The sequence below is a fragment of the Curtobacterium salicis genome (assembly GCF_011759505.1).
In the GTDB taxonomy this organism is placed as follows: domain Bacteria; phylum Actinomycetota; class Actinomycetes; order Actinomycetales; family Microbacteriaceae; genus Curtobacterium; species Curtobacterium salicis.
Genome location: NZ_JAAOYO010000003.1, coordinates 175983 through 195520 on the forward strand (window position 1 = coordinate 175983; position 19538 = coordinate 195520).

A 19538-nucleotide genomic window follows, 5' to 3' on the forward strand; every position below is an offset into this window, starting at 1 on the left:
AGCGGGGACGGGCCCCGGCCTGCGTGCCGCGCTGCGTCAGGCGTCGTCGCCCTTCGGCTTCCGCCACCAGGGCAGCTCGTCCTCGGGGATCTGGTCCGTCGTGTCCCAGGTCGTCGCCCGGGGCGCGGGTCGTGCCGCCGGTTCCGGGTCGACGTCATCGCGTCCGGCGACGAACTCCTCGGTGCTCCACGGGAACGCCGGCTGCTCGTCGGTCCGCGGGACGGGAGGCGCCTCCCGCCGCTCCGCGGGACCGGCCGCGGCATCCGTGGACGACCGGTCCGTCAGACGAGCGGCACCGCCCGCACGGTGCCGGAGGTCGTCCGCGCGGTCGCGGAGGCCACTGGCACGGTCACGGAGGTCGCCGGCGCGGTCGCGGGCGCCGGACGCGGCAGCTCGGAGGCGTGCCCGGACGCTGCCGGCGGCCGGCGCTGCTGCCGTCCGGTCGTCGAGGCGCTCGGCCGCGACCGCGTCGGTCCGTGCCCAGTCGGGCAGGTCGACATCGGTGGCGGCAGGTGCAGTGGCTGCAGTGCGTGCGGCGGGTGCGGCGGGTGCGCCGGGGTCGGTGCGGTCTTCGGCGACCGACTCTGCTGCGCGGTGGTCAGCGTCTCGGATGACCGGCTCGGGGTCGCGGTGATCGCGGGCCGTCCCGGCGGGTGCCGTCGTGGCGGCGGGCCCCGCCGTGCTCGCGTGCGCCGTCGTCCCGGCGTCGTGCTTCTCGTCGACCGAGAACCGGTGCACGCCGGTGGTCCGCCCGGCTCCGGCCGACTCGAGTGCGGCGATGAGCGAGCCACCCTCCTCGGTCGCGTCCGCCGCCGCGAGGTCGTCCTCGGTCTCGTGCCAGCGCTCCCCGATCCACGAGCGTTCGGGCAGGCGCACCAGGTCGCTGCCGATGGCGAGAGCGACGACGGCAGGCAGGCCGATCTCGAGCGCGGCGAAGCCCCCGACGGCCAGTGCGTGCGGGCCGACGTCACCGAGTCGACCGGGGCCGAGCGCACCCGAGGACAGCCAGGCGAGACCGCCGATGACGATGCCGGCGACCAGTCCGGTCGCGACGCCGCCGAGGGCCCGGTACAGCGCCGCGTCGGCCGCGCCGAGCATCCGGACCAGGCGGGGACGCATCAGCCCACCGACCGCGAAGCCGGCGACGACGGGGACCAGGATCCAGACCAGGCCGAACGTGTGCCCCGAGGTCGGGAGCGCCCCGAGGACGGGGATCGCCGGGACGGGGCCGAGCGTCGTCCCGATCGGCGACACGGCCGAACCGGTGCCGATGGCGAAGCCGGGTCCGACGAGCCAGGCGGTGGCCCAGGCGACGAAGTCGGGGATGAACGCGAGCTGTCCGACGGTGAGTGCGATGCCGCCGACGAGTCCGGCGTGCGAGCGTTCGTAGAGGGTGATGACCTCGGCGAAGGACACCAGGAGCACGAGACCGACGAGCACCGCGGCCACCGCCACGACGCACGCGGTCGCGACCGTCCCGGCGCGGAGCCCGAACCCGACGACGGCCCGCCACACGGTGGGGATCCGTCCGACCAGGCCGACGATGCGCCGGGTGAGCGGGTCGGCGGCCATGCCCCGGCGTCGGCGGCAGACCTCGGCGGAGACGACCGCGGGGATCCCGAACCAGAGCGCCGGCGAGACGACGGCCTGCCACGTGGTGGGGTGGGTGGCGGCCGTGGTGGAGCTCAGCGCGACCAGGAGCCCGAGGACGGCGACCGCCGCGGTGCCGACGAGGATGCCGGTCACCCGGTGCTCGGTCTCCGCGAAGCGTCGTCCGGCGCGGCCGCCGAGCCACGCGGTGACGACGGCGAACCCGAGGGCGGCGAGCGTCACGCCGATGGGCGCGGAGGCACCGGAGAGCCCGGTGGCCTTCGCCGCGGCGGACCCGAGGGCGAACGTCACGTCGACGCCGTGCCCGATCAGCCAGACGTTGCCGGCCGCGGTCCAGAACACGTCCCAGTCGACCTGCAGCCCGTACTCGAACGCCCACAGCAGGGTGAGCGGGACGAGCGCGATGCCCACGCCGACGCCGACCGTCACGATCGCTTCGATCACGGCGAGCAGAGCGGTTCCCAGGCGGTTCATCGCAGCGAGGATACGTGCCGACCCGCGCGAGCCGGCGGTGCCGCGCGGCTCCGGCGGAACACCGGTGTTCGTCGATCACATCGCGTCCGGACGCGGCGCGATCGACGAACACCGGTGTCTTGCACCTGCGACTACTTCGCCGCGATGACCTCGCGCAGCAGCGCAGCGGTCTCGGACGGCGTCTTGCCGACCTTGACGCCGGCGGCCTCGAGCGCCTGCTTCTTCGCCTCGGCCGTGCCGGCGGAGCCGGACACGATCGCACCGGCGTGGCCCATCGTCTTGCCCTCCGGCGCGGTGAAGCCGGCGACGTACCCGACGACCGGCTTGGTGACGTGCGCCTTGATGTAGTCGGCGGCGCGCTCCTCGGCGTCGCCACCGATCTCGCCGATCATGACGATCGCTTCGGTCTCGGGGTCGGCCTCGAACGCGGCGAGCGCGTCGATGTGCGTCGTCCCGATGACCGGGTCGCCGCCGATGCCGATCGCGGTCGAGAAGCCCAGGTCACGCAGTTCGTACATCATCTGGTAGGTCAGGGTGCCCGACTTCGAGACGAGGCCGATCGGGCCCTTGCCGGTGATCGTCGCCGGGGTGATGCCGACGAGCGACTCCCCCGGGGTGATGATGCCGGGGCAGTTCGGTCCGATGATCCGGGTCTTCGCGCCGAGGGCCTTGGCGTGCGCCCAGAACTCCGCGGAGTCCTGCACGGGGATGCCCTCGGTGATGACGACGACCAGGGGGATCTCGGCGTCGATGGCCTCCATCACGGCGTCCTTCGCGAACGCCGGCGGCACGAAGACGATGGAGACGTCGGCACCGGTGGTGTCGATGGCTTCGCGCACCGACCCGAAGACGGGCAGCTCGACGTCGCCGTGGGTGACGGTCGTGCCGGCCTTGCGCGCGTTGACGCCGCCGACGATGTCCGTCCCCGCCTTGAGCATCAGGGCGGTGTGCTTCGTGCCCTCGCCGCCCGTGATGCCCTGGACGATGACCTTGGAGTCCTTGTTGAGGAAGATCGACATGGTCAGTCCCTTCAGGCCGCAGCGGCGGCGAGTTCGGCGGCCTTCTCGGCCGCGTCGTCCATGGTCGCGGCGACGGTGACGAGCGGGTGCGCTGCCTCCGCCAGGATCCGTCGGCCTTCTTCCACGTTGTTGCCGTCCAGGCGGACGACGAGCGGCTTGGTGGCCGCGTCGCCGAGGATGCCGAGCGCGGCGACGATGCCGTTCGCGACGGCGTCGCAGGCGGTGATGCCGCCGAAGACGTTCACGAAGACGCTCTTCACCTGCGGGTCGCCCAGGATGACGTCGAGACCGTTGGCCATCACCTCTGCCGAGGCGCCGCCACCGATGTCGAGGAAGTTCGCGGGCTTCACGCCGCCGTGGCGCTCACCGGCGTAGGCGACGACGTCGAGCGTCGACATGACGAGCCCCGCGCCGTTGCCGATGACGCCGACCTGGCCGTCGAGCTTGACGTAGTTGAGGCCGTGGGCCTTCGCCTTGGCCTCGAGCGGGTCCTCGCTGGCGGTGTCCTCGAGTGCCTCGTGGTTCGCGTGCCGGAAGTCGGCGTTCTCGTCGAGGGTGACCTTGCCGTCGAGTGCGACGATCTGACCGTCACCCGTGCGGACGAGGGGGTTGACCTCGACCAGGGTGGCGTCCTCGCCGGCGAAGACGTCGTAGAGCTTCACGAAGACGCTCGCGACCTGCGTGACGAGTTCGTCGGGGAAGCCGGCCTGGCGCGCGATGGCCTCACCCGCTTCCTGGTTGATGCCGGTCAGCGGGTTGACCTCGACGCGGGCGAGCGCCTCGGGCTTCTCCACCGCGAGCTGCTCGATCTCCATGCCGCCCTCGACGCTGACGAGCGACAGGTACGAGCGGTTCGCGCGGTCGAGCAGCACCGAGAAGTAGAACTCCTCGGCGATGTCGGCACCCTGGGCGACCATGACGCGCTGCACGGTGTGGCCCTTGATGTCGAGGCCGAGGATCGCCTGCGCGTGCTCGAAGGCCTCGTCCGGGGTCTTCGCCACCTTCACGCCGCCGGCCTTGCCACGCCCGCCGACCTTCACCTGCGCCTTGACGACCACGACGCCGCCGATCTGCTCGGCCGCCGCCTTCGCCTGTTCCGGGGTGTCGGCGATGATGCCCTGCAGCACAGGGACGCCGTAGGACTCGAAGAGGTCCCTGGCCTGGTACTCGAAAAGATCCACGCTGTTCTTCTTCCCGCACGGTTCGTGCGATCGGCATCGGTCATCCGGTCGCGTCCTCCTCATCGAGGGTCGCTCGATGTCGAGACAACGGCCGAGACCGAGCCTAGCGCCGGCAGGTGGACGGACGGTTCCGCCGTCGGGAACCCGTGGAGAACCCGCGCGGCGACGGGGCTCGGGACCCCGCTCGTCCACCGTGCGCAGTCCCCGAACGGTCCGCCAGCGCTGCTCGTGCACGGTCGATCGAGTGCAGAACGAACTCCGTACCCGTGCCGCCGACGTCTTCGGTTGGGAACTCCGCGACGCCCAGGAGACCGTGGTCGACGCGGTCCTCGCCGGGCGCGACGCGCTGGCCCTGATGCCGACCGGATCGGGCAAGTCCGCGATCTACCAGGTCGCCGCCCTGGCCCTCGACGGACCCGTCGTCGTGGTCTCGCCACTGGTCGCCCTGCAGGAGGACCAGGTCGTCGGCATCGAGGACCACCCGGACGCACCCCGTGCCGTCACCATCAACGCCACCCGCGCGCACCGCGAACTCGACGAGGCCTGGGAGGCCGTCGCCTCCGGAGCGGCACGCTACGTGTTCCTCGCCCCGGAGCAGCTCGCCAAGGACGAGGTCGTCGACCGGCTGCGCGAGGCCGGGGTCGCGCTCGTCACGGTCGACGAGGCACACTGCGTCTCGAGCTGGGGCCACGACTTCCGCCCGGACTACCTGGTCCTCGGCGAGGTCATCGAGCGCCTCGGCCGCCCGCCGGTGCTCGCGATGACCGCCACCGGATCGACCCCGGTCCGGAAGGAGATCGTCGAACGACTGGGCATGCGTGACCCGCTCGTCCTCGCCACCGGGTTCGACCGCCCGAACCTGCGGTTCGAGGTGCAGCGGCACACGGACGAGGACGGGAAGCGCGAGGCGGTCATCGCACAGGTCGCCGGGCTCGAGGGTGCCGGCATCGTCTACGTCGCCACCCGCGCCGAGACCCTGGTCTACGCCGACGAACTCGTCGAGAGCGGCCGCCGCGCGAAGGCGTACCACGCGGGTCTCCGGGTGCGGGACCGCGAGCACGTGCACCACGAGTTCCTCGACGGCGAGCTCGACGTCGTCGTCGCCACGAGTGCGTTCGGCATGGGCATCGACAAGCCCGACGTCCGCTTCGTCGTGCACGCCGACGTCCCCGAGTCCGTCGACGCCTACTACCAGGAGGTCGGTCGGGCCGGACGGGACGGCGACGTCGGACTGGCCACCCTGCACTACCGGTCCGAGGACCTCGGGCTCCGACGGTTCTTCGCGTCGGGCTCGCCCCGTCCGGCCTCGCTCCGCGCGGTGTTCGACGCCGTCCCGGCCGACCGGGCCGTCCCACGGTCCGAGGTCGCCGAACGGGCCGGACTCGCCGCTCGCACCGCGGGCCGGGTGGTGAACGCCCTGGTGGACTCCGGCGCCCTCGTCGACGACCGGGACGGGCTCCGCCGCGCACCGCACGGACCCGACGACGCCGAAGCAGCGGCCGAGCTCGCCAAGCGGCATGCGCGGGAGCGTGAGCGCGTCGAGGAGTCCCGCATCGAGATGATGCGGCGCTTCGCCGAGACGAACGGCTGCCGTCGGCAGTTCCTGCTCGGCTACTTCGGCGACGAACTGCCCGAGCCGTGCGGCAACTGCGACACCTGCTCCGCCGGCACCGCGACCGACGCCGATGCGCACGGCGCCGACGGTTCGCACGACGCGGAGTGGCCGCCGGACGCACCGGTCGAGCACCCCGAGTGGGGCCGCGGCACCGTGATGAGCACCGAGGACGACCGACTCACGGTGTTCTTCGAGTCCGCGGGGTACCGCACGCTCGCCCTGCAGGACGTCACCGAACGGCACCTGCTGGAACGGGTCTGACCGGGCCGACTCGGGTCCGCCGGGGGAAGGCGCGGTCGCTCGACCACCCGTCGGCGACCGCGCTCCACTCCCCCGAGCACGTGCAGTAGACACCGGGAGTGTGACCCGCCGGTGACCACCGGGTGAACGGCGCGCGAACCGGCCACCATCCGCCGCGCTGCAGGACCGGCGGTGCACGCACCGGGCCGGCACGTCCCCCGGGCACCGCGGACACTCCCACCGGCACCCGGGTACCAAGGACCGGTGGGTACCCGACGCGCGGTGCGGCGGACGCACCGCCGGGTCCCACCACGCACCACCACGACGACCGACAGGAGCGACCCATGTCCGACCCCGGCATCACCCCAGGCGACGAGTTCAGCGACGGCGTCAGCGACTCCGACGACGAGGGCCGATCCGACGACGTCGACCGCGAGTACGTCGGCGGCTTCGAGACGGACGACGCCGAAGAGGCGCTCGAGACCGTGACGAACGACGCCGTCGCCGGCGAGACCGTCGAGCCGCAGCTCGGCGACGGCACCGACGACGGGCCGACCGGCGGCGCCCCGAACGAGGGTTCCCCGGACATGTGGGAGCACGGCGACGAGCGTCCCGACCTCGGTGGCGACCTGGGCACGAAGCCGCTCTGACCGTGACAGGACGACGGACGGGAGGCCCGGTGCGCGACGTGCGCCGGGCCTCCCGTCCGTCCCCTGGTCACGACCAGGGCGGCCGCAACCCGGCGTTCCGCCGGTTCCTCGCCGACAGCACGCCCGTCGTGGCGGGCGGCCGCGCGATCCTGCTGCAGATCGCCGACCCCGTGGTGGCGGCCGGTGTCCGGCGCCACTCGGACTTCGCGCGCCGACCGCAGCAGCGCCTGGCGCACACCCTGATGTACGTCGTCGCCGTGGTGGTCGGCACCCCGGAGGACGCTGCCGTCGCGGCGTCGTTCGTGTCACACGCGCACCGTCCCGTGGCCGGGGCCGACGACCCGGACCGGCAGCTCTGGGTGGCGGCGACGCTCGTCGACTCCGCGATCCGGACGCACCGTCTGCTCGGGAGCCCGGTCGACGACGAGCGGGCCGAGGACCTGCTCCGTGCGTACCGGCCGATCGCGACCGCCCTGCGGGTCCCCGCCGAGCGCTGGCCGGACTCGATGGCCGCGTTCGAGCGGTACTGGGTGTCGACGCTCGCGCAGCTCCGCGTCACCGACGAGGCCCGCGGTGTCGTCCGCGACCTGCTGCACCCGCGACACGCGCCCGGGTGGGTGCGTGCCGCGATGCCGGTCGTCCGGATCGTGACGGTCGGGATGCTGCCGGCGACCGTCCGGGCACAGTACGGCTTCGCCTGGGGCCCCCGCGAGGTACGGCGCTTCCGCCGGACGGTGGCGGGCCTCCGGCTGTTCCGTGCGGTGGTGCCGAGCGCGCTGCTGCGGCTGCCCGGGCCGCTGCTCCTCCGCGCGATGCACCGGACCGCGCGCCGGTACCCGGCCGCCTGAACCGACGGCGTGCATTTCTTGTCATAGCGACAAGAACCGTGCTACGGTCGGGTCATGGCAGTCGAACTCAGCACCCGGACCCGCTCCGGCCAGCCGACGACCACGACGTTCACCACCATGCGGTTCCCCGCCGGTGAAGCACACGTCAAGGTCGCAGCCGGTCCCGACGAGTCGGCGGACACCCCGGCGACGGACACCCCGGCGACGGACCTCGTCGAGATCGCGACCCTGCGCGGGACGAGCGGTGACGACCTCGTCATGCTCGGCATGTGGGCGGACGCCGTCCGCCAGCGCGGATCGCACTCCGTCGCCCTCGTCCCCTACCTGCCCGGAGCCCGTCAGGACCGCGGCCTGCCGTTCGGCGCGAAGGTCTACGCGGACGTCCTCAACGGGTTCCACATCGACCAGGTCATCGCGTTCGACCCGCACTCGCCGGTCATCGTCGGCCTCGTCGACCACCTGACCGTCGTGGCGAGCGCCCGCGTCGTCCGCGACGAGGTCGTCGGCGCCCCCGGCACCGAGCAGCGCTACCAGGGCATCATCGCCCCGGACGCCGGCGCGGTCGCCCGGGCCACCGCGGCCGCCGACGCGTGCGGCCTGCCGGTGTACCGCGCCGAGAAGCACCGCGACCCGGACACCGGCAAGCTCGACGGGTTCAGCTGCGAACCGCTGCCGGAGACCGGTCGGTTCCTCGTCGTCGACGACATCTGCGACGGCGGCGGCACGTTCATGGGCCTCGCGGGCAGCACCGGACTGCCGAAGGAGCGCCTGGGCCTCTGGGTCTCGCACGGCGTGTTCTCGGGCCGGGCCGCACAGCTCGGCGACCACTTCGGCGAGATCGTCACCACCGACTCGTACCCCGCGCAGAACGCCATCGAGGGCCTGCGCACCGTCCCCCTGACCCCGTACCTCACCGAGGAGATCCGATGACGAACACGACGAGCACGACAACTCCCGCAGCCACGACCGTCGGGCTCGAGCCGCGCATCACCACCGCCAGCCCGATCGCCCCGCTCCTGGCCGTCGACGGCTACAAGCACTCGCACCGACAGCTCTACCCCGAGGGCACCACGCGGATCCTCATCAACTGGACGAACCGCTCGAACGCACACATGCCGGACTCGACGCACGCCGTCGTCTTCGGGCTGCAGGCGTTCGTGCAGCGGTACCTCGTCGAAGCGTGGGCGCCGTTCTTCGCCGCCGACGAGGACCTGGTCTGCGACCTCTTCGAGCAGGCGCTCGAGGGCTACTTCGGCCCGAACTCCATCGGCGTCGACCACGTCCGCGCCCTGCACCGGCTCGGGTACCTGCCGCTCGAGATCCGCGCCCTGCCCGAGGGCACCCTCGCTCCGATCGGCGTCGCGACCCTGACCGTCGAGAACACCGTCGACGCGTTCTCCTGGCTGCCGAACTACATCGAGACGGCGCTGTCGGCCTCGATCTGGCACCCGTCCACCGTCGCCACGAAGGCGCTGGAGTACCGCGACCTCATGGAGGACTGGGCCGAGCGCACCGGCGCGGACCCGGCGAGCATCGACTTCGCCGCCCACGACTTCTCGTTCCGCGGGCAGACCAGCATCGAGTCCGCGGCAGCGTCCGGCGCCGGACACCTGCTGTCGTTCCTCGGCACCGACTCGATGCCGACGCTCGACCACATCGCCCGCTACTACCCCGGCGACAACGGCTGGGTGGCAGCGAGCGTGCCGGCGACCGAGCACAGCGTGATGTGCGTCCGTGGCGCCGACGGCGAACTCGAGACCTTCCGGCAGATCCTCGACGTGTACCCGACCGGCATCGTCTCGGCGGTCAGCGACGGCTTCGACCTGTTCAAGGTCATCACCGAGGTGCTCCCGCAGCTCGAGGACCGCATCACCGCCCGGGACGGCAAGCTCGTCATCCGCCCCGACTCCGGCGACCCGGTCGACATCGTCACCGGCACCGTGCACGGCGTCGACGAGGCCGAGCTCTTCGCCGCCGACCGCAGCCACGAGCAGAAGGGCGTCGTGGAACTCCTCGACGAGCTGTTCGGCCACACCGTCAACGAGCGCGGCTACAAGGTCCTCGACCAGCACATCGGCGTCATCTACGGCGACAGCATCACCCTCGACCGTGCCCGTCGCATCTACGAGCGCCTCGCCGCGAAGGGCTACGCCAGCGACAACGTGGTGCTCGGCATCGGGTCGTACACGTACCAGTTCATGACCCGCGACAACCTCGGCAGCGCCGTCAAGGCGACCTGGGCGCTGGTGGACGGCGAACCGGTCGACATCCAGAAGGACCCGAAGACCGGCAGCGGCAAGAAGAGCGCGAAGGGCCGCATCGCCCTGCACCGCGACGCGACCGGCGAGATCCGGCAGACCGACCAGGCCACGCCGGAGGACGAGGCGACCAGCCTGCTCCAGCCGGTGTGGGTCGACGGACGGTTCACGGTCCTCCAGTCCTTCGCCGACGTCCGCGCGACCCTCCGTCGCGAACGGGCCGACCGTGCCGCCCGTCGGTCGGCTGCCGACACCACGGTGGCGGCGATCGCGTGAGCGGGGCCGCCCCGGCGGCCGTCCGCGACCAGCCGCTCATCGCCGTGGACGTCGTCCTCGTCGCGTTCGACGGCGCGTTCGACGACGCAGGTGAGGGAACCGGTCCGGACGGCCTCCGGGTCGCCACCGCCCGGCGCCGGTACGAACCGTTCGTCGGACGGGAGGCGCTGCCCGGCGTGCTCCTCGACGGTCCGGAACTCCTCGCCGACGGTGCGCGACGCGCCCTGCGGACCAAGACCGGGGTGGACGCGGCGGCGGTCCGACACCTCGCCCAGATCGGCGCGTTCGACGGGCCGGAGCGTGACCCGCGGAGCGCCGCGATCAGCATCGCGTTCCTCGCCGTCACCGCCGGGGCGACCCGGGTGGGCGACGCCGTGCGGTGGCACGACGCGGCGGACCTGCCGCTCGGGCTGCCGTTCGACCACGACCGGATCATCCAGGCGGCGCTCGACCATGCCCGGACCCGGCTCTGGTCCGACGCCCCGCTGACCCGGGCGCTGCTCGGCGAGCGGTTCACCACCCCGGACGCCGCACGGCTCGTCGTCGCCCTGACCGGGGTGACGCCCGACGCCGGCAACCTCAACCGGGCGCTCCGGACGAACCCGGCGCTGACCCGGCTGGACCCCGCGACGGCACCGGCGGCGCGGGCCGGTGCCGGGCGTGCCGGTGCCGGGCGGGCCGGTCGTCCCCCGGCAGCCTGGACGTGGACGGACTGAGCGCGGTTGAGTGGGGACATGTCTGCTTCGCTGTCCGGGGACGAGTCCCTGCACCTGCCCGAGTTCGACGCGCCTCCGGCATCGCCGCTGGACCTCGCGCGACTCTGGCTCGACCAGGCCGGTGACCACGAGGTGTCCGAACCGATGTCGATGACGCTCGCCACCGCCGGCGCCGACGGCCGGGTCAGCGCCCGGACCGTCGACGTCAAGCGGATCGAGGACCGCGGCCTGGTGTTCGGCACCTCCGCCGAGAGCCCGAAGGGTCGACAGCTCGCCGAGAACCCGCACGCCGCCCTGCAGGTCTACTGGCGCGAGACGATGCAGCAGCTCCGGTTCGAGGGCCGGGTCGTGCAGCTGTCCGACGAGGAGTCCGACGCCCTGTTCGCCGACCGCTCGCCGAAGTCACGCGCCGCCACCGCGATCGCCGACCAGTCCGCCGTGCTCGAGCCGCGGACGCTGCAGGACCTCATCGACGACGCCAACGAACTGCTCGCCGATTCCGACGACGACGTGCCCCGACCGGCGCTGTGGGACGCGTGGCGCCTGGAGCCGGACACCGTCGAGTTCTGGCACGGCAGCCGCGACCGGATGCACCGCCGCCTGCAGTACGTGCACGCCGACGGCACCTGGACGGCGACGCGGCTGCAGCCGTAGCGGACAGCCGTCCGCCTAGAGCTTCTCGATCGGCGCGATCTTGATGAGGAGCTTCTTCCGGCCCGCGGTGTCGAAGGCGATCTCGGCGATCCGCTTCGCACCCTGACCGGTCACCGCCGCTACGGTCCCCTGCCCGAAGTCGACGTGCGAGATCCGGTCGCCGGCCGCGAGTTCCATGTCGCCGTTGTCGCGGACCTGCCCGGACACACGGTTCGCCCACTCGGTCTTCGGACGCGTCTTCGCCGCCGCGGCCGCACGGTCGTAGGAACCACCGCCCCAGCCGCCACCACCGCGGTACCCGCCGCCGCCGGCGCCACCGCCTGCGCCGCCGAACCCGCCGGCGCTGCCGCCGTCACGTCGGGCGTTGATCGCGCGAGGCTGCGTGCCACCGCGGCTGTTCGCCATGCCGGGTGACTGCTTCCACTCGATGAGCCCCTCGGGGATCTCCTGCAGGAAGCGGGAGGGCATCGCCACGTTGACGTCCCCGAACTGCGCCCGGGTCATCGCGAGCGACAGGAACAGGACCTTCTTCGCGCGGGTGATGCCGACGTAGAACAGTCGACGCTCTTCCGACGGGCCACCCGGCTCGTTCGCGGACATCCGGTGCGGCAGCAGGTCCTCTTCGACACCGGTCAGGAACACCGCGTCGTACTCCAGGCCCTTCGCGGTGTGCAGCGTCATCAGGGACACCGTGCCCGAGGAGTCGTCGAGCTCGTCGGCCGCGGCCACGAGCGAGACCTCGGTGAGGAAGTCGGACAGCGTGCCCTCGGGGTTGTTCTTCTGGAACTCCCGCGTCACGGCCACGAGCTCGTCGATGTTGTCCGCACGGGCGGCGTCCTGCGCGTCCGGCGACTTCCGGAGCTGTTCGAGCAGCCCCGACCCGTCGAGCAGCTGCGTCAGGGTGTCCACGACGGGCTGGTCCGCTGCCTTGGCGGAGACGTCGTCGAGCAGCGCCGCGAACGAGGTGATCGCCGTCCGGACCTTCGGGCCGAAGCCGAGCTCGTCAGCGTGCCGCAGGGCTTCACGCATCGAGACCTCGTGGTCGTCGGCGTACCGCTGCAGCGAGGTCTCGGTGACGGCACCGATGCCGCGCTTCGGCACGTTGAGGATGCGGCGGAGCGACAGGGGATCGGCGGGGTTCGCGACCGTGATGAGGTACGCCATCGCGTCCTTGATCTCGGCGCGCTCGTAGAACTTCGTGCCGCCGAGCACCCGGTACGGGATCGCCGCGCGGATGAAGATCTCCTCGAGCGCACGGGTCTGCGAGTTCGTCCGGTAGAAGACCGCCATGTCGCGGTAGTCCATGCCGTCCTCGTGCAGACGCTGGATCTCGTCGGCGACGAACTGGGCTTCGTCGTGCCCGGTGTACCCGGTGAAGCCGACGATCTTCTCGCCCGCGCCGACGTCCGTGAACAGGCTCTTCGCCTGCCGGTCGAAGTTGTTCGCGATGACGGCGTTCGCAGCGTCGAGGATGTTCTGCGTCGAGCGGTAGTTCTGCTCGAGCAGGATCACCTTCGAGTTCGGGAAGTCCCGCTCGAACTCGACGATGTTGCGGATGTCCGCGCCGCGGAACGCGTAGATCGACTGGTCGGAGTCACCCACGACCGTCAGGGACGCCGGCGCGATGGTGCCGTCGGACTCGCGCATCCGCTCGACGTGCTGCCCGGAGTCCTCGAGCTTGTCGACCTGCTCGACCGGCACCGGACGGGTGAGCTCGCGGATCAGGGCGTACTGCGCGTGGTTGGTGTCCTGGTACTCGTCGACCAGCACGTACCGGAACCGACGCTGGTACAGCGCCGCGACCTCCGGGAAGGCACGGAACAGGAAGACCGTCTGGCCGATCAGGTCGTCGAAGTCGAAGGCGTTGGCCCGGCGCAGGTCGTTCGTGTACCGACGGAACACCTCGGTGAACATGACCTCTTGCGGGTCGCTCGCGTTGATGTTGCGGGCGTAGGTGTCGATGTCCTGCAGCTCGTTCTTGAGCTTGGAGATCTTCGAGGCCGCAGCGCCGACGGTCAGCCCGAGGGTGTCCGCCTCGAGGTCCTTGATGATCCGCTTGAGCAGCGCCCGGGAGTCCGCGGAGTCGTAGATCGTGAACGACTGCGGGAACCCGAACCGTTCGGCTTCGCGACGGAGGATGCGCACGCACGCCGAGTGGAACGTCGAGATCCACATGCCCTCGGCCGCCTGCCCGACCAGCGCCTGGACCCGCTCGCGCATCTCGGCCGCGGCCTTGTTCGTGAACGTGATCGCGAGGACCTGCGACGGCCAGGCTTCACGGTTCGCCAGGAGCAGCGCGATGCGGCGGGTGAGCACGCTCGTCTTGCCCGAGCCGGCACCGGCCACGATGAGCAGGGACTCGCCGCGGTACTCGACGGCTTCCTTCTGCTGGGGGTTCAGGCCCGCGGTGAACGGGTCGTCGTAGGCACGGTCACCCGCACCCGGGCCACCGGAGCGGCTGGGCGTCGGGTCGGAGGGGTCGAGCACGATCGTCATGTCCGAGACAGTCTAGGCGCGACCCCCGACGTCCGATCAGGCCGGCCCGGACCCCCGATCAGGCCGGTCCGGGCTGTCCCGCGACGAGCGACCGGGCCCGGACAGCCAGGTCCGCGTGGTCCGCGAAGACCCCGTCGACACCCGTGCGGAGGACCGACGTGAACCACCGTTCCCAGTCGCCCGTCGCCGCCAGGTCACCCCCGCGTCGAAGCGCCGCGGGCAGGAACCGGTTCTCCGGCCGCAGGGTCCACGTGTAGACCGCGAGCCCGGCCGCGTGCGCCCGGTCGACCACGTCGCTCCGGACGGGGCGGGGATCGTCGACGGCGCGGGTGTCGACGCCGGCCATGAGTGTCGGCAGGTCGACGCTGATGCCGTCGAACTCGGACGCGAGGCGTGTGAGCGCGGCGTCGGTCCGCTCGGCGGCGTAGGTCGGGGCGGCGGAACCGGCGGCGGCGACCTCGTCCGCGGCCGCACCACGTGCCTCCTGGAGGTACACCAACCGGCCACCCGTGCCGTGCTCCGCGACCTGCCGCAGGACACCCTTCTCGAACGACTCGACCGTCAACCGGTCGTCGCCCCGCCACCCGGCGTCGCCGAGGACACCGTCGAGGAGCGAGGCCATCGAGAACCCGGCCGCCGCGAACGCACTGGCGTGCTTCACCTCGGCGACGAGCCCCACCCGCCGCGGGGCGGCGTCCAGGATCGCGAGCAGGTCCTCCAGGCGCAGCACCGTGTCCTCGCCGTCGTGCTGGCGGGAGGCCGGGCGCAGCTCCGGCAGACGCTCGCGGGTCCGCAGGGTGCGCACCTCGTCCCAGGTGAAGTCCTCGGTGAACCACCCCGTGAGCCGGTGCCCGTCGATCGTCTTCGTGGTGCGGCGGTCGCGGAACTCCGGGCGGTCGGCGACGTCGGTCGTGCCGGACACCTCGTTCTCGTGCCGGAGGACCAGGACCCCGTCCTTCGTCGGTACCAGGTCCGGCTCGATGGCGTCCGCGCCGAGCTCGATCGCGAGGTCGTAGGCGCTCCGGGAGTGCTCGGGACGGTACCCGGAGGCTCCGCGGTGGGCGATGACGAGCGGCTGCATGCAGGCGACGATACGGAGCGCGGGTGAACGCGGGGTCGCCGGGGCCCGACGCCCGTCGAGCGCTCGGCATCGTCACGGACGTTCAGCGAGCGTGCGGAGTTCCCTCGGTGGACCGACAGCGAGCGTCAATAGGCTCCCGCGCAGGAGCACGGTCGCCGGTTCCGCTTCCCGCGGATCCACAGCCATCCGACCCTGACGGCCCGTAGGCTGTGAGGACACGAAGGAACGGCACCGCCGCACTCCGTCACGAGCCCACGACCCGATGCCATCCGGGTACCGGATCCACGACTCCACACCAGAGGAAATCAGAGGACACCATGGCCTTCAAGCCCGGTTTCGACCAGTCCCCCGCCTTCAACGACGCGGGCCGGAACGCATGGGGCGCCGGCTCGAACGCACCGCAGGGCGCCTACCCGCAGCAGGGGTACCCGCAGCAGGGCGGCTACCCGCAGGCCCCGTACGGCCAGACCGGCTGGGGTCAGGCGCCGCAGCAGCCCGGCATGTCGCCGGACCAGCTCCGCGACATGTACGACCGCCCTTCGGCCGACAAGGTCGACACCGGTCGCATGTCGTACGAGGACACCATCGTCAAGACGCTCCTGGCGTTCGGCGTGCTCATCGTCGGTTCGGTCGCCGGCTGGAACCTGCCGCCGGTCGTCTGGATCGTCGGTGCGATCGTCGGGTTCGTCCTCGCCCTGGTGAACACGTTCAAGAAGAAGCCGTCGCCGGCACTCGTGCTGGCGTACGCCTTCTTCGAGGGCCTGTTCGTCGGTGGCATCTCGGGCATGTACAACACGATGTGGGACGGCATCGTCACACAGGCGGTGTTCGGCACGCTCGGTGTCTTCGCCGTCACGCTGCTACTGTTCTCGTCCGGCAAGGTCCGCGCCACCCCGAAGCTGACCCGGTTCTTCCTGGTCGCGATGGTCGGCTACATGGCCTTCTCGCTCGTCAACATCGTGCTGATGCTCACCGGTGTGACCCAGAGCGCGTTCGGCCTGCTCGGCGTCACGCTGTTCGGCATCCCGCTGGGCGTCCTGATCGGCATCTTCGTGGTGCTGATGGCGGCGTACTCGCTGATCCTCGACTTCGACCAGATCAAGACCGGCGTCGAGCGTGGTGCTCCCCGCGTCTACGCATGGACGGCGGCCTTCGGCCTCATCGTCACGCTGGTCTGGCTCTACCTCGAGATCCTGCGCATCCTGGCGATCGTCGCGAGCAGCTCCCGCAACTAGCGTTCCTGTTCGACACGACGGGCCCCGGCTTCGGCCGGGGCCCGTCGTCGTGCGCGGGCTGCGGAGCGGCGACGCGGCGACGCGGCGACGTCGCGACTTCGTGGTCGCGGTACTCGCCGCTCGCGTTCGCCGAGATGCCGCGATCGCGCGACCTCGGGCCCCGAGATGCCGCTGTTTCGCAACCGCGGCGACCGCGGGCGGCAGGCCGGCAGGCACGCAGCGGCCGGGAGGCCCGGGCTGGCCCGGCAGGACGAGCGAGGGCCCGGTACGCAGTCGCGTACCGGGCCCTCGGGCGTCAGGGGAGCGTCACTCCCACTCGATCGTCCCCGGCGGCTTCGACGTCACGTCGAGTACGACCCGGTTGACGTCCCGCACCTCGTTCGTGATGCGGTTCGAGATCTTCGCGAGCACGTCGTACGGCAGGCGCGTCCAGTCGGCGGTCATGGCGTCCTCGGACGAGACCGGACGGAGCACGATCGGGTGCCCGTAGGTGCGGCCGTCGCCCTGGACCCCGACCGACCGGACGTCGGCGAGCAGGACGACCGGGCACTGCCAGATCTCGTCGTCGAGGCCGGCTGCGGTGAGCTCGGCGCGGGCGATGGCGTCGGCGGCACGCAGGATCTCGAGGCGCTCGGCGGTCACTTCGCCGACGATGCGGATGCCGAGACCCGGGCCGGGGAACGGCTGGCGTCCGACGATGACCTCGGGCAGCCCGAGCTCGCGGCCGACCGCTCGGACCTCGTCCTTGAACAGGGTGCGCAGCGGCTCGACGAGTTCGAACGTCATGTCGTCGGGCAACCCGCCGACGTTGTGATGCGACTTGATGTTCGCGGTGCCTGATCCGCCGCCGGACTCGACGACGTCCGGGTACAGGGTGCCCTGCACGAGGAACTTGACCTCGGCGTCACCGTCCGACGCACGGGCCTCGAGCACGAGGGCCTCTGCTGCCGCCTCGAACGTGCGGATGAACTCGCGCCCGATGATCTTGCGCTTCTGCTCGGGGTCGCTGACGCCGGCGAGGGCGTCCAGGAACTGCTCGCGGGCGTCCACCGTGACGAGGCGCACACCGGTCGAGGCGACGTAGTCCTCTTCGACCTGCTTGCGCTCGTCGGCGCGGAGGAGCCCGTGGTCGACGAAGACGCAGGTGAGCTGGTCTCCGACGGCCTTGTGCACGAGGGCTGCGGCGACGGCGGAGTCGACACCACCGGAGAGCCCGGCGATGACGCGGGACGACCCGATCTGGGTGCGGATGCGCTCGACCTGCTCCTCGATCACGTTCGCGGAGTTCCAGTCACCGGGCAGCCCAGCGGCTCGGTGCAGGAAGTTCTCGAGCACGGCCTGGCCGAACGCGGAGTGCTTGACCTCGGGGTGCCACTGGACTCCGTACAGCTTGCGCTCGTCGGACGCGAACGCGGCGACCGGCGTCGACTCGCTCGACGCCAGGACCTCGAAGCCCGCGGGAGCCTTCGACACCGCGTCGCCGTGCGACATCCACGTGGTCTGCGCGGCGGGCTGACCGCCGAGCAGGACGCTGTCGGTCCCGCTGACGGTGACGGCGGTGGCGCCGTACTCGCGGAGGCCGGTGTTCGCGACCTCGCCACCGAGCGACTTCGCCATGGCCTGGAAGCCGTAGCAGATGCCGAGCACCGGGACGCCGAGGTCCAGGATCTCGCCGTCCAGGGACGGTGCGCCGTCCTCGTAGACGGAGGACGGGCCTCCCGACAGGACGATCGCCGCCGGGTTCTTCTCGCGGATCTCCGCCGCGGTGACCGAGTGGGGGACGATCTCGCTGTAGACGTTTGCCTCGCGGACGCGTCGTGCGATCAACTGCGCGTACTGCGCGCCGAAGTCGACGACGAGGACGGGACGCTGTTCGGTCTCGCTCACCGAGCGCTCTCCTTCTCCCGCGACTGCTGCGCGGTCAGCTCGTGGTAGGTGGTCATGGCGGTCTGCTGCATGCGGTGCTCGACCACGAAGGACATGAACGGGATCACGCCGCCGAGAGCGATGAGCAGGAAGCGCGTCGGCCGCCAGCGCATGATGCTCCAGAGGCGGAAGTCCGCGAACAGGTAGACGACGTACAGCCAGCCGTGCGCGATGAGGATCGCGATCGACAGGTTGAACGTGCCGGGCGCTTCGCCCGCGGTGCCGTTGGGGACGAAGAAGGCGCCGCCGCCGAGCTGCATCTCGCGCTGGATCGGGGTGTACTTGATGACGACCTCGACGACCAGGGCGAGCAGGAGCACGCCGGTGACGTACGCGGAGATGCGGTAGAACCGCACGGCCCCCGGGATCTTGGGGATGTCGCGGGTCCGGACGGTCAGAGCCATGTGGTCGATCCTACCGGCGACCCGGCTCGGCCCGGGCGTCGTCCACAGGGACCACGGGCTCGTCCACAGGCTCGACGTCGTCGTCCACAGGATCGGCGGCTGCGGCCTCGGCAGCCTCGCGCGCCTCGTCCTGTTCGCGCTCCCACGCGTCCTTGACGAAGCGGTACCAGAGGAAGACGGCGAACCCGGCGAACACGACCCACTCGACCGCGTAGAAGAGGTTCAGCCAGTCGAACTGGACCTCCCGCGTGGGGGCCCGGTCGGCGATGGTACCGAGGTCGGCGGCGTCCGCGGTGGTCCGGTCGGCGACGACGTAGCCGCCGTACATCCGGTCGTCGAAGGCCTTCCACGTGTTCACGAACCGGGCCGGGGCGACGGCCGAGTACTCGTGCTGTTCGAAGGTGTCCTGGTCCGGCGACTCCGCCGGGTAGTACCGGCCGCGGATCGTCATCGACGCGTCGTCGACCAGGCGGTCACCACCGGCGACGGCGGCGGACCGCTGGTCGGACCAGCCGATCACGACCGGGAGGCTCGCCCCCGTCGCGTCGTCGACCAGGTGCCCGACGGTCTGGTACTTCCCACCCCCGCTGCGTCCGGTGAGGACCGTGGTGTCACCGGCGACGAAGCGCCCGGACACCGTGACCTTCTGCCCGGCGAGCGAGGACCCGACCGGCTTCTCCGGCGTCGTGACGTCGTCGAGGGTCTTCCGCGTCTCGGTCGACGCCGGCAGCGGCTTGCCGTTCTCGATGCTGCGCTCGAGCTGCCACTTGCCGAGTGCGGCGAACACACCAGCGAGGACGATCGCCAGCAGCAGCAGTGCGATCCACTTCGGTCGTCGGGCAACGGCCCACATC

Annotated in this window: 16 protein-coding genes; 8 read left to right on the forward strand and 8 right to left on the reverse strand. The window is 71.6% G+C overall.

The window, feature by feature from the left end:
- Positions 1–36: 36 nt before the first annotated feature.
- From E9228_RS09330 to sucC, 3 genes are all read right to left on the reverse strand, one after another.
- Positions 37–2085 carry a cell division protein PerM gene (locus tag E9228_RS09330; protein ID WP_166780318.1) on the reverse strand — a complete coding sequence of 683 codons (2049 nt, stop codon included), beginning with the start codon at positions 2083–2085 and terminating at the stop codon, positions 37–39.
- A 131-nt stretch (positions 2086–2216) separates the two neighbouring features.
- Positions 2217–3104, reverse strand: a complete 888-nt coding sequence (sucD, locus tag E9228_RS09335) for a succinate--CoA ligase subunit alpha (protein WP_166780319.1) — start codon at positions 3102–3104, stop codon at positions 2217–2219.
- 11 nt (positions 3105–3115) lie between these two features.
- Positions 3116–4285 (reverse strand): ADP-forming succinate--CoA ligase subunit beta, encoded by a 1170-nt coding sequence (sucC, locus tag E9228_RS09340; protein ID WP_166780320.1) that lies wholly within the window; start codon positions 4283–4285, stop codon positions 3116–3118.
- A gap of 244 nt (positions 4286–4529) precedes the next feature.
- Between sucC and E9228_RS09345 the strand changes: the two genes are divergently transcribed.
- The 7 genes from E9228_RS09345 to E9228_RS09375 all read left to right on the forward strand — a co-directional run bounded on the left by E9228_RS09345 (position 4530) and on the right by E9228_RS09375 (position 11542).
- Positions 4530–6161 (forward strand): RecQ family ATP-dependent DNA helicase, encoded by a 1632-nt coding sequence (locus E9228_RS09345; RefSeq protein ID WP_341849852.1) that lies wholly within the window; start codon positions 4530–4532, stop codon positions 6159–6161.
- A 323-nt stretch (positions 6162–6484) separates the two neighbouring features.
- The gene (locus E9228_RS09350; protein ID WP_166780322.1) at positions 6485–6790 is read left to right on the forward strand and encodes a hypothetical protein; all 306 of its coding nucleotides are present in this window, start codon (positions 6485–6487) and stop codon (positions 6788–6790) included.
- Between the two features lie 29 nt (positions 6791–6819).
- Entirely contained in the window at positions 6820–7638 is an 819-nt protein-coding gene (locus E9228_RS09355) for an oxygenase MpaB family protein (protein ID WP_166780323.1), read from the forward strand.
- Positions 7639–7692: 54 nt separating this feature from the next.
- The gene (locus E9228_RS09360; protein WP_166780324.1) at positions 7693–8568 is read left to right on the forward strand and encodes a ribose-phosphate pyrophosphokinase; all 876 of its coding nucleotides are present in this window, start codon (positions 7693–7695) and stop codon (positions 8566–8568) included.
- Entirely contained in the window at positions 8565–10172 is a 1608-nt protein-coding gene (locus tag E9228_RS09365) for a nicotinate phosphoribosyltransferase (RefSeq protein WP_166780325.1), read from the forward strand. Before E9228_RS09360 ends, E9228_RS09365 begins: the two co-directional genes overlap by 4 nt.
- Positions 10169–10888 carry an NUDIX hydrolase gene (locus E9228_RS09370; protein ID WP_166780326.1) on the forward strand — a complete coding sequence of 240 codons (720 nt, stop codon included), beginning with the start codon at positions 10169–10171 and terminating at the stop codon, positions 10886–10888. The genes E9228_RS09365 and E9228_RS09370 overlap by 4 nt, the downstream gene beginning before the upstream one ends.
- An 18-nt stretch (positions 10889–10906) precedes the next feature.
- The gene (locus E9228_RS09375) at positions 10907–11542 is read left to right on the forward strand and encodes a pyridoxine/pyridoxamine 5'-phosphate oxidase (RefSeq protein WP_166780327.1); all 636 of its coding nucleotides are present in this window, start codon (positions 10907–10909) and stop codon (positions 11540–11542) included.
- Between the two features lie 15 nt (positions 11543–11557).
- Here E9228_RS09375 and E9228_RS09380 read toward each other — a convergent pair whose 3' ends face one another.
- Positions 11558–14038 carry an ATP-dependent helicase gene (locus E9228_RS09380; protein WP_166780328.1) on the reverse strand — a complete coding sequence of 827 codons (2481 nt, stop codon included), beginning with the start codon at positions 14036–14038 and terminating at the stop codon, positions 11558–11560.
- Positions 14039–14096: 58 nt separating this feature from the next.
- The gene (locus E9228_RS09385; protein ID WP_166780329.1) at positions 14097–15119 is read right to left on the reverse strand and encodes a glycerophosphodiester phosphodiesterase family protein; all 1023 of its coding nucleotides are present in this window, start codon (positions 15117–15119) and stop codon (positions 14097–14099) included.
- Positions 15120–15436: 317 nt separating this feature from the next.
- Here E9228_RS09385 and E9228_RS09390 point away from each other — a divergent pair, with 317 nt between their 5' ends.
- Complete coding sequence (locus E9228_RS09390) at positions 15437–16354, forward strand: Bax inhibitor-1/YccA family protein (protein ID WP_166780330.1); 918 nt, start codon at positions 15437–15439, stop codon at positions 16352–16354.
- Between the two features lie 306 nt (positions 16355–16660).
- Here the strand turns inward: E9228_RS09390 and guaA are convergent, their stop codons facing one another.
- From guaA to E9228_RS09405, 3 genes are read right to left on the reverse strand one after another with little or no spacing between them, the layout of a single operon-like run.
- A complete protein-coding gene (gene guaA, locus E9228_RS09395; protein ID WP_166780331.1) occupies positions 16661–18241 on the reverse strand; it encodes a glutamine-hydrolyzing GMP synthase in 1581 nt (526 codons plus the stop codon).
- Positions 18238–18684, reverse strand: coding sequence for a DUF3817 domain-containing protein (locus E9228_RS09400; protein ID WP_166780332.1), 447 nt, complete (start codon positions 18682–18684; stop codon positions 18238–18240). Before E9228_RS09400 ends, guaA begins: the two co-directional genes overlap by 4 nt.
- A 10-nt stretch (positions 18685–18694) precedes the next feature.
- Positions 18695–19537, reverse strand: coding sequence for an SURF1 family cytochrome oxidase biogenesis protein (locus E9228_RS09405; protein ID WP_166780333.1), 843 nt, complete (start codon positions 19535–19537; stop codon positions 18695–18697).
- Between the last annotated feature and the right edge of the window lies 1 nt (position 19538).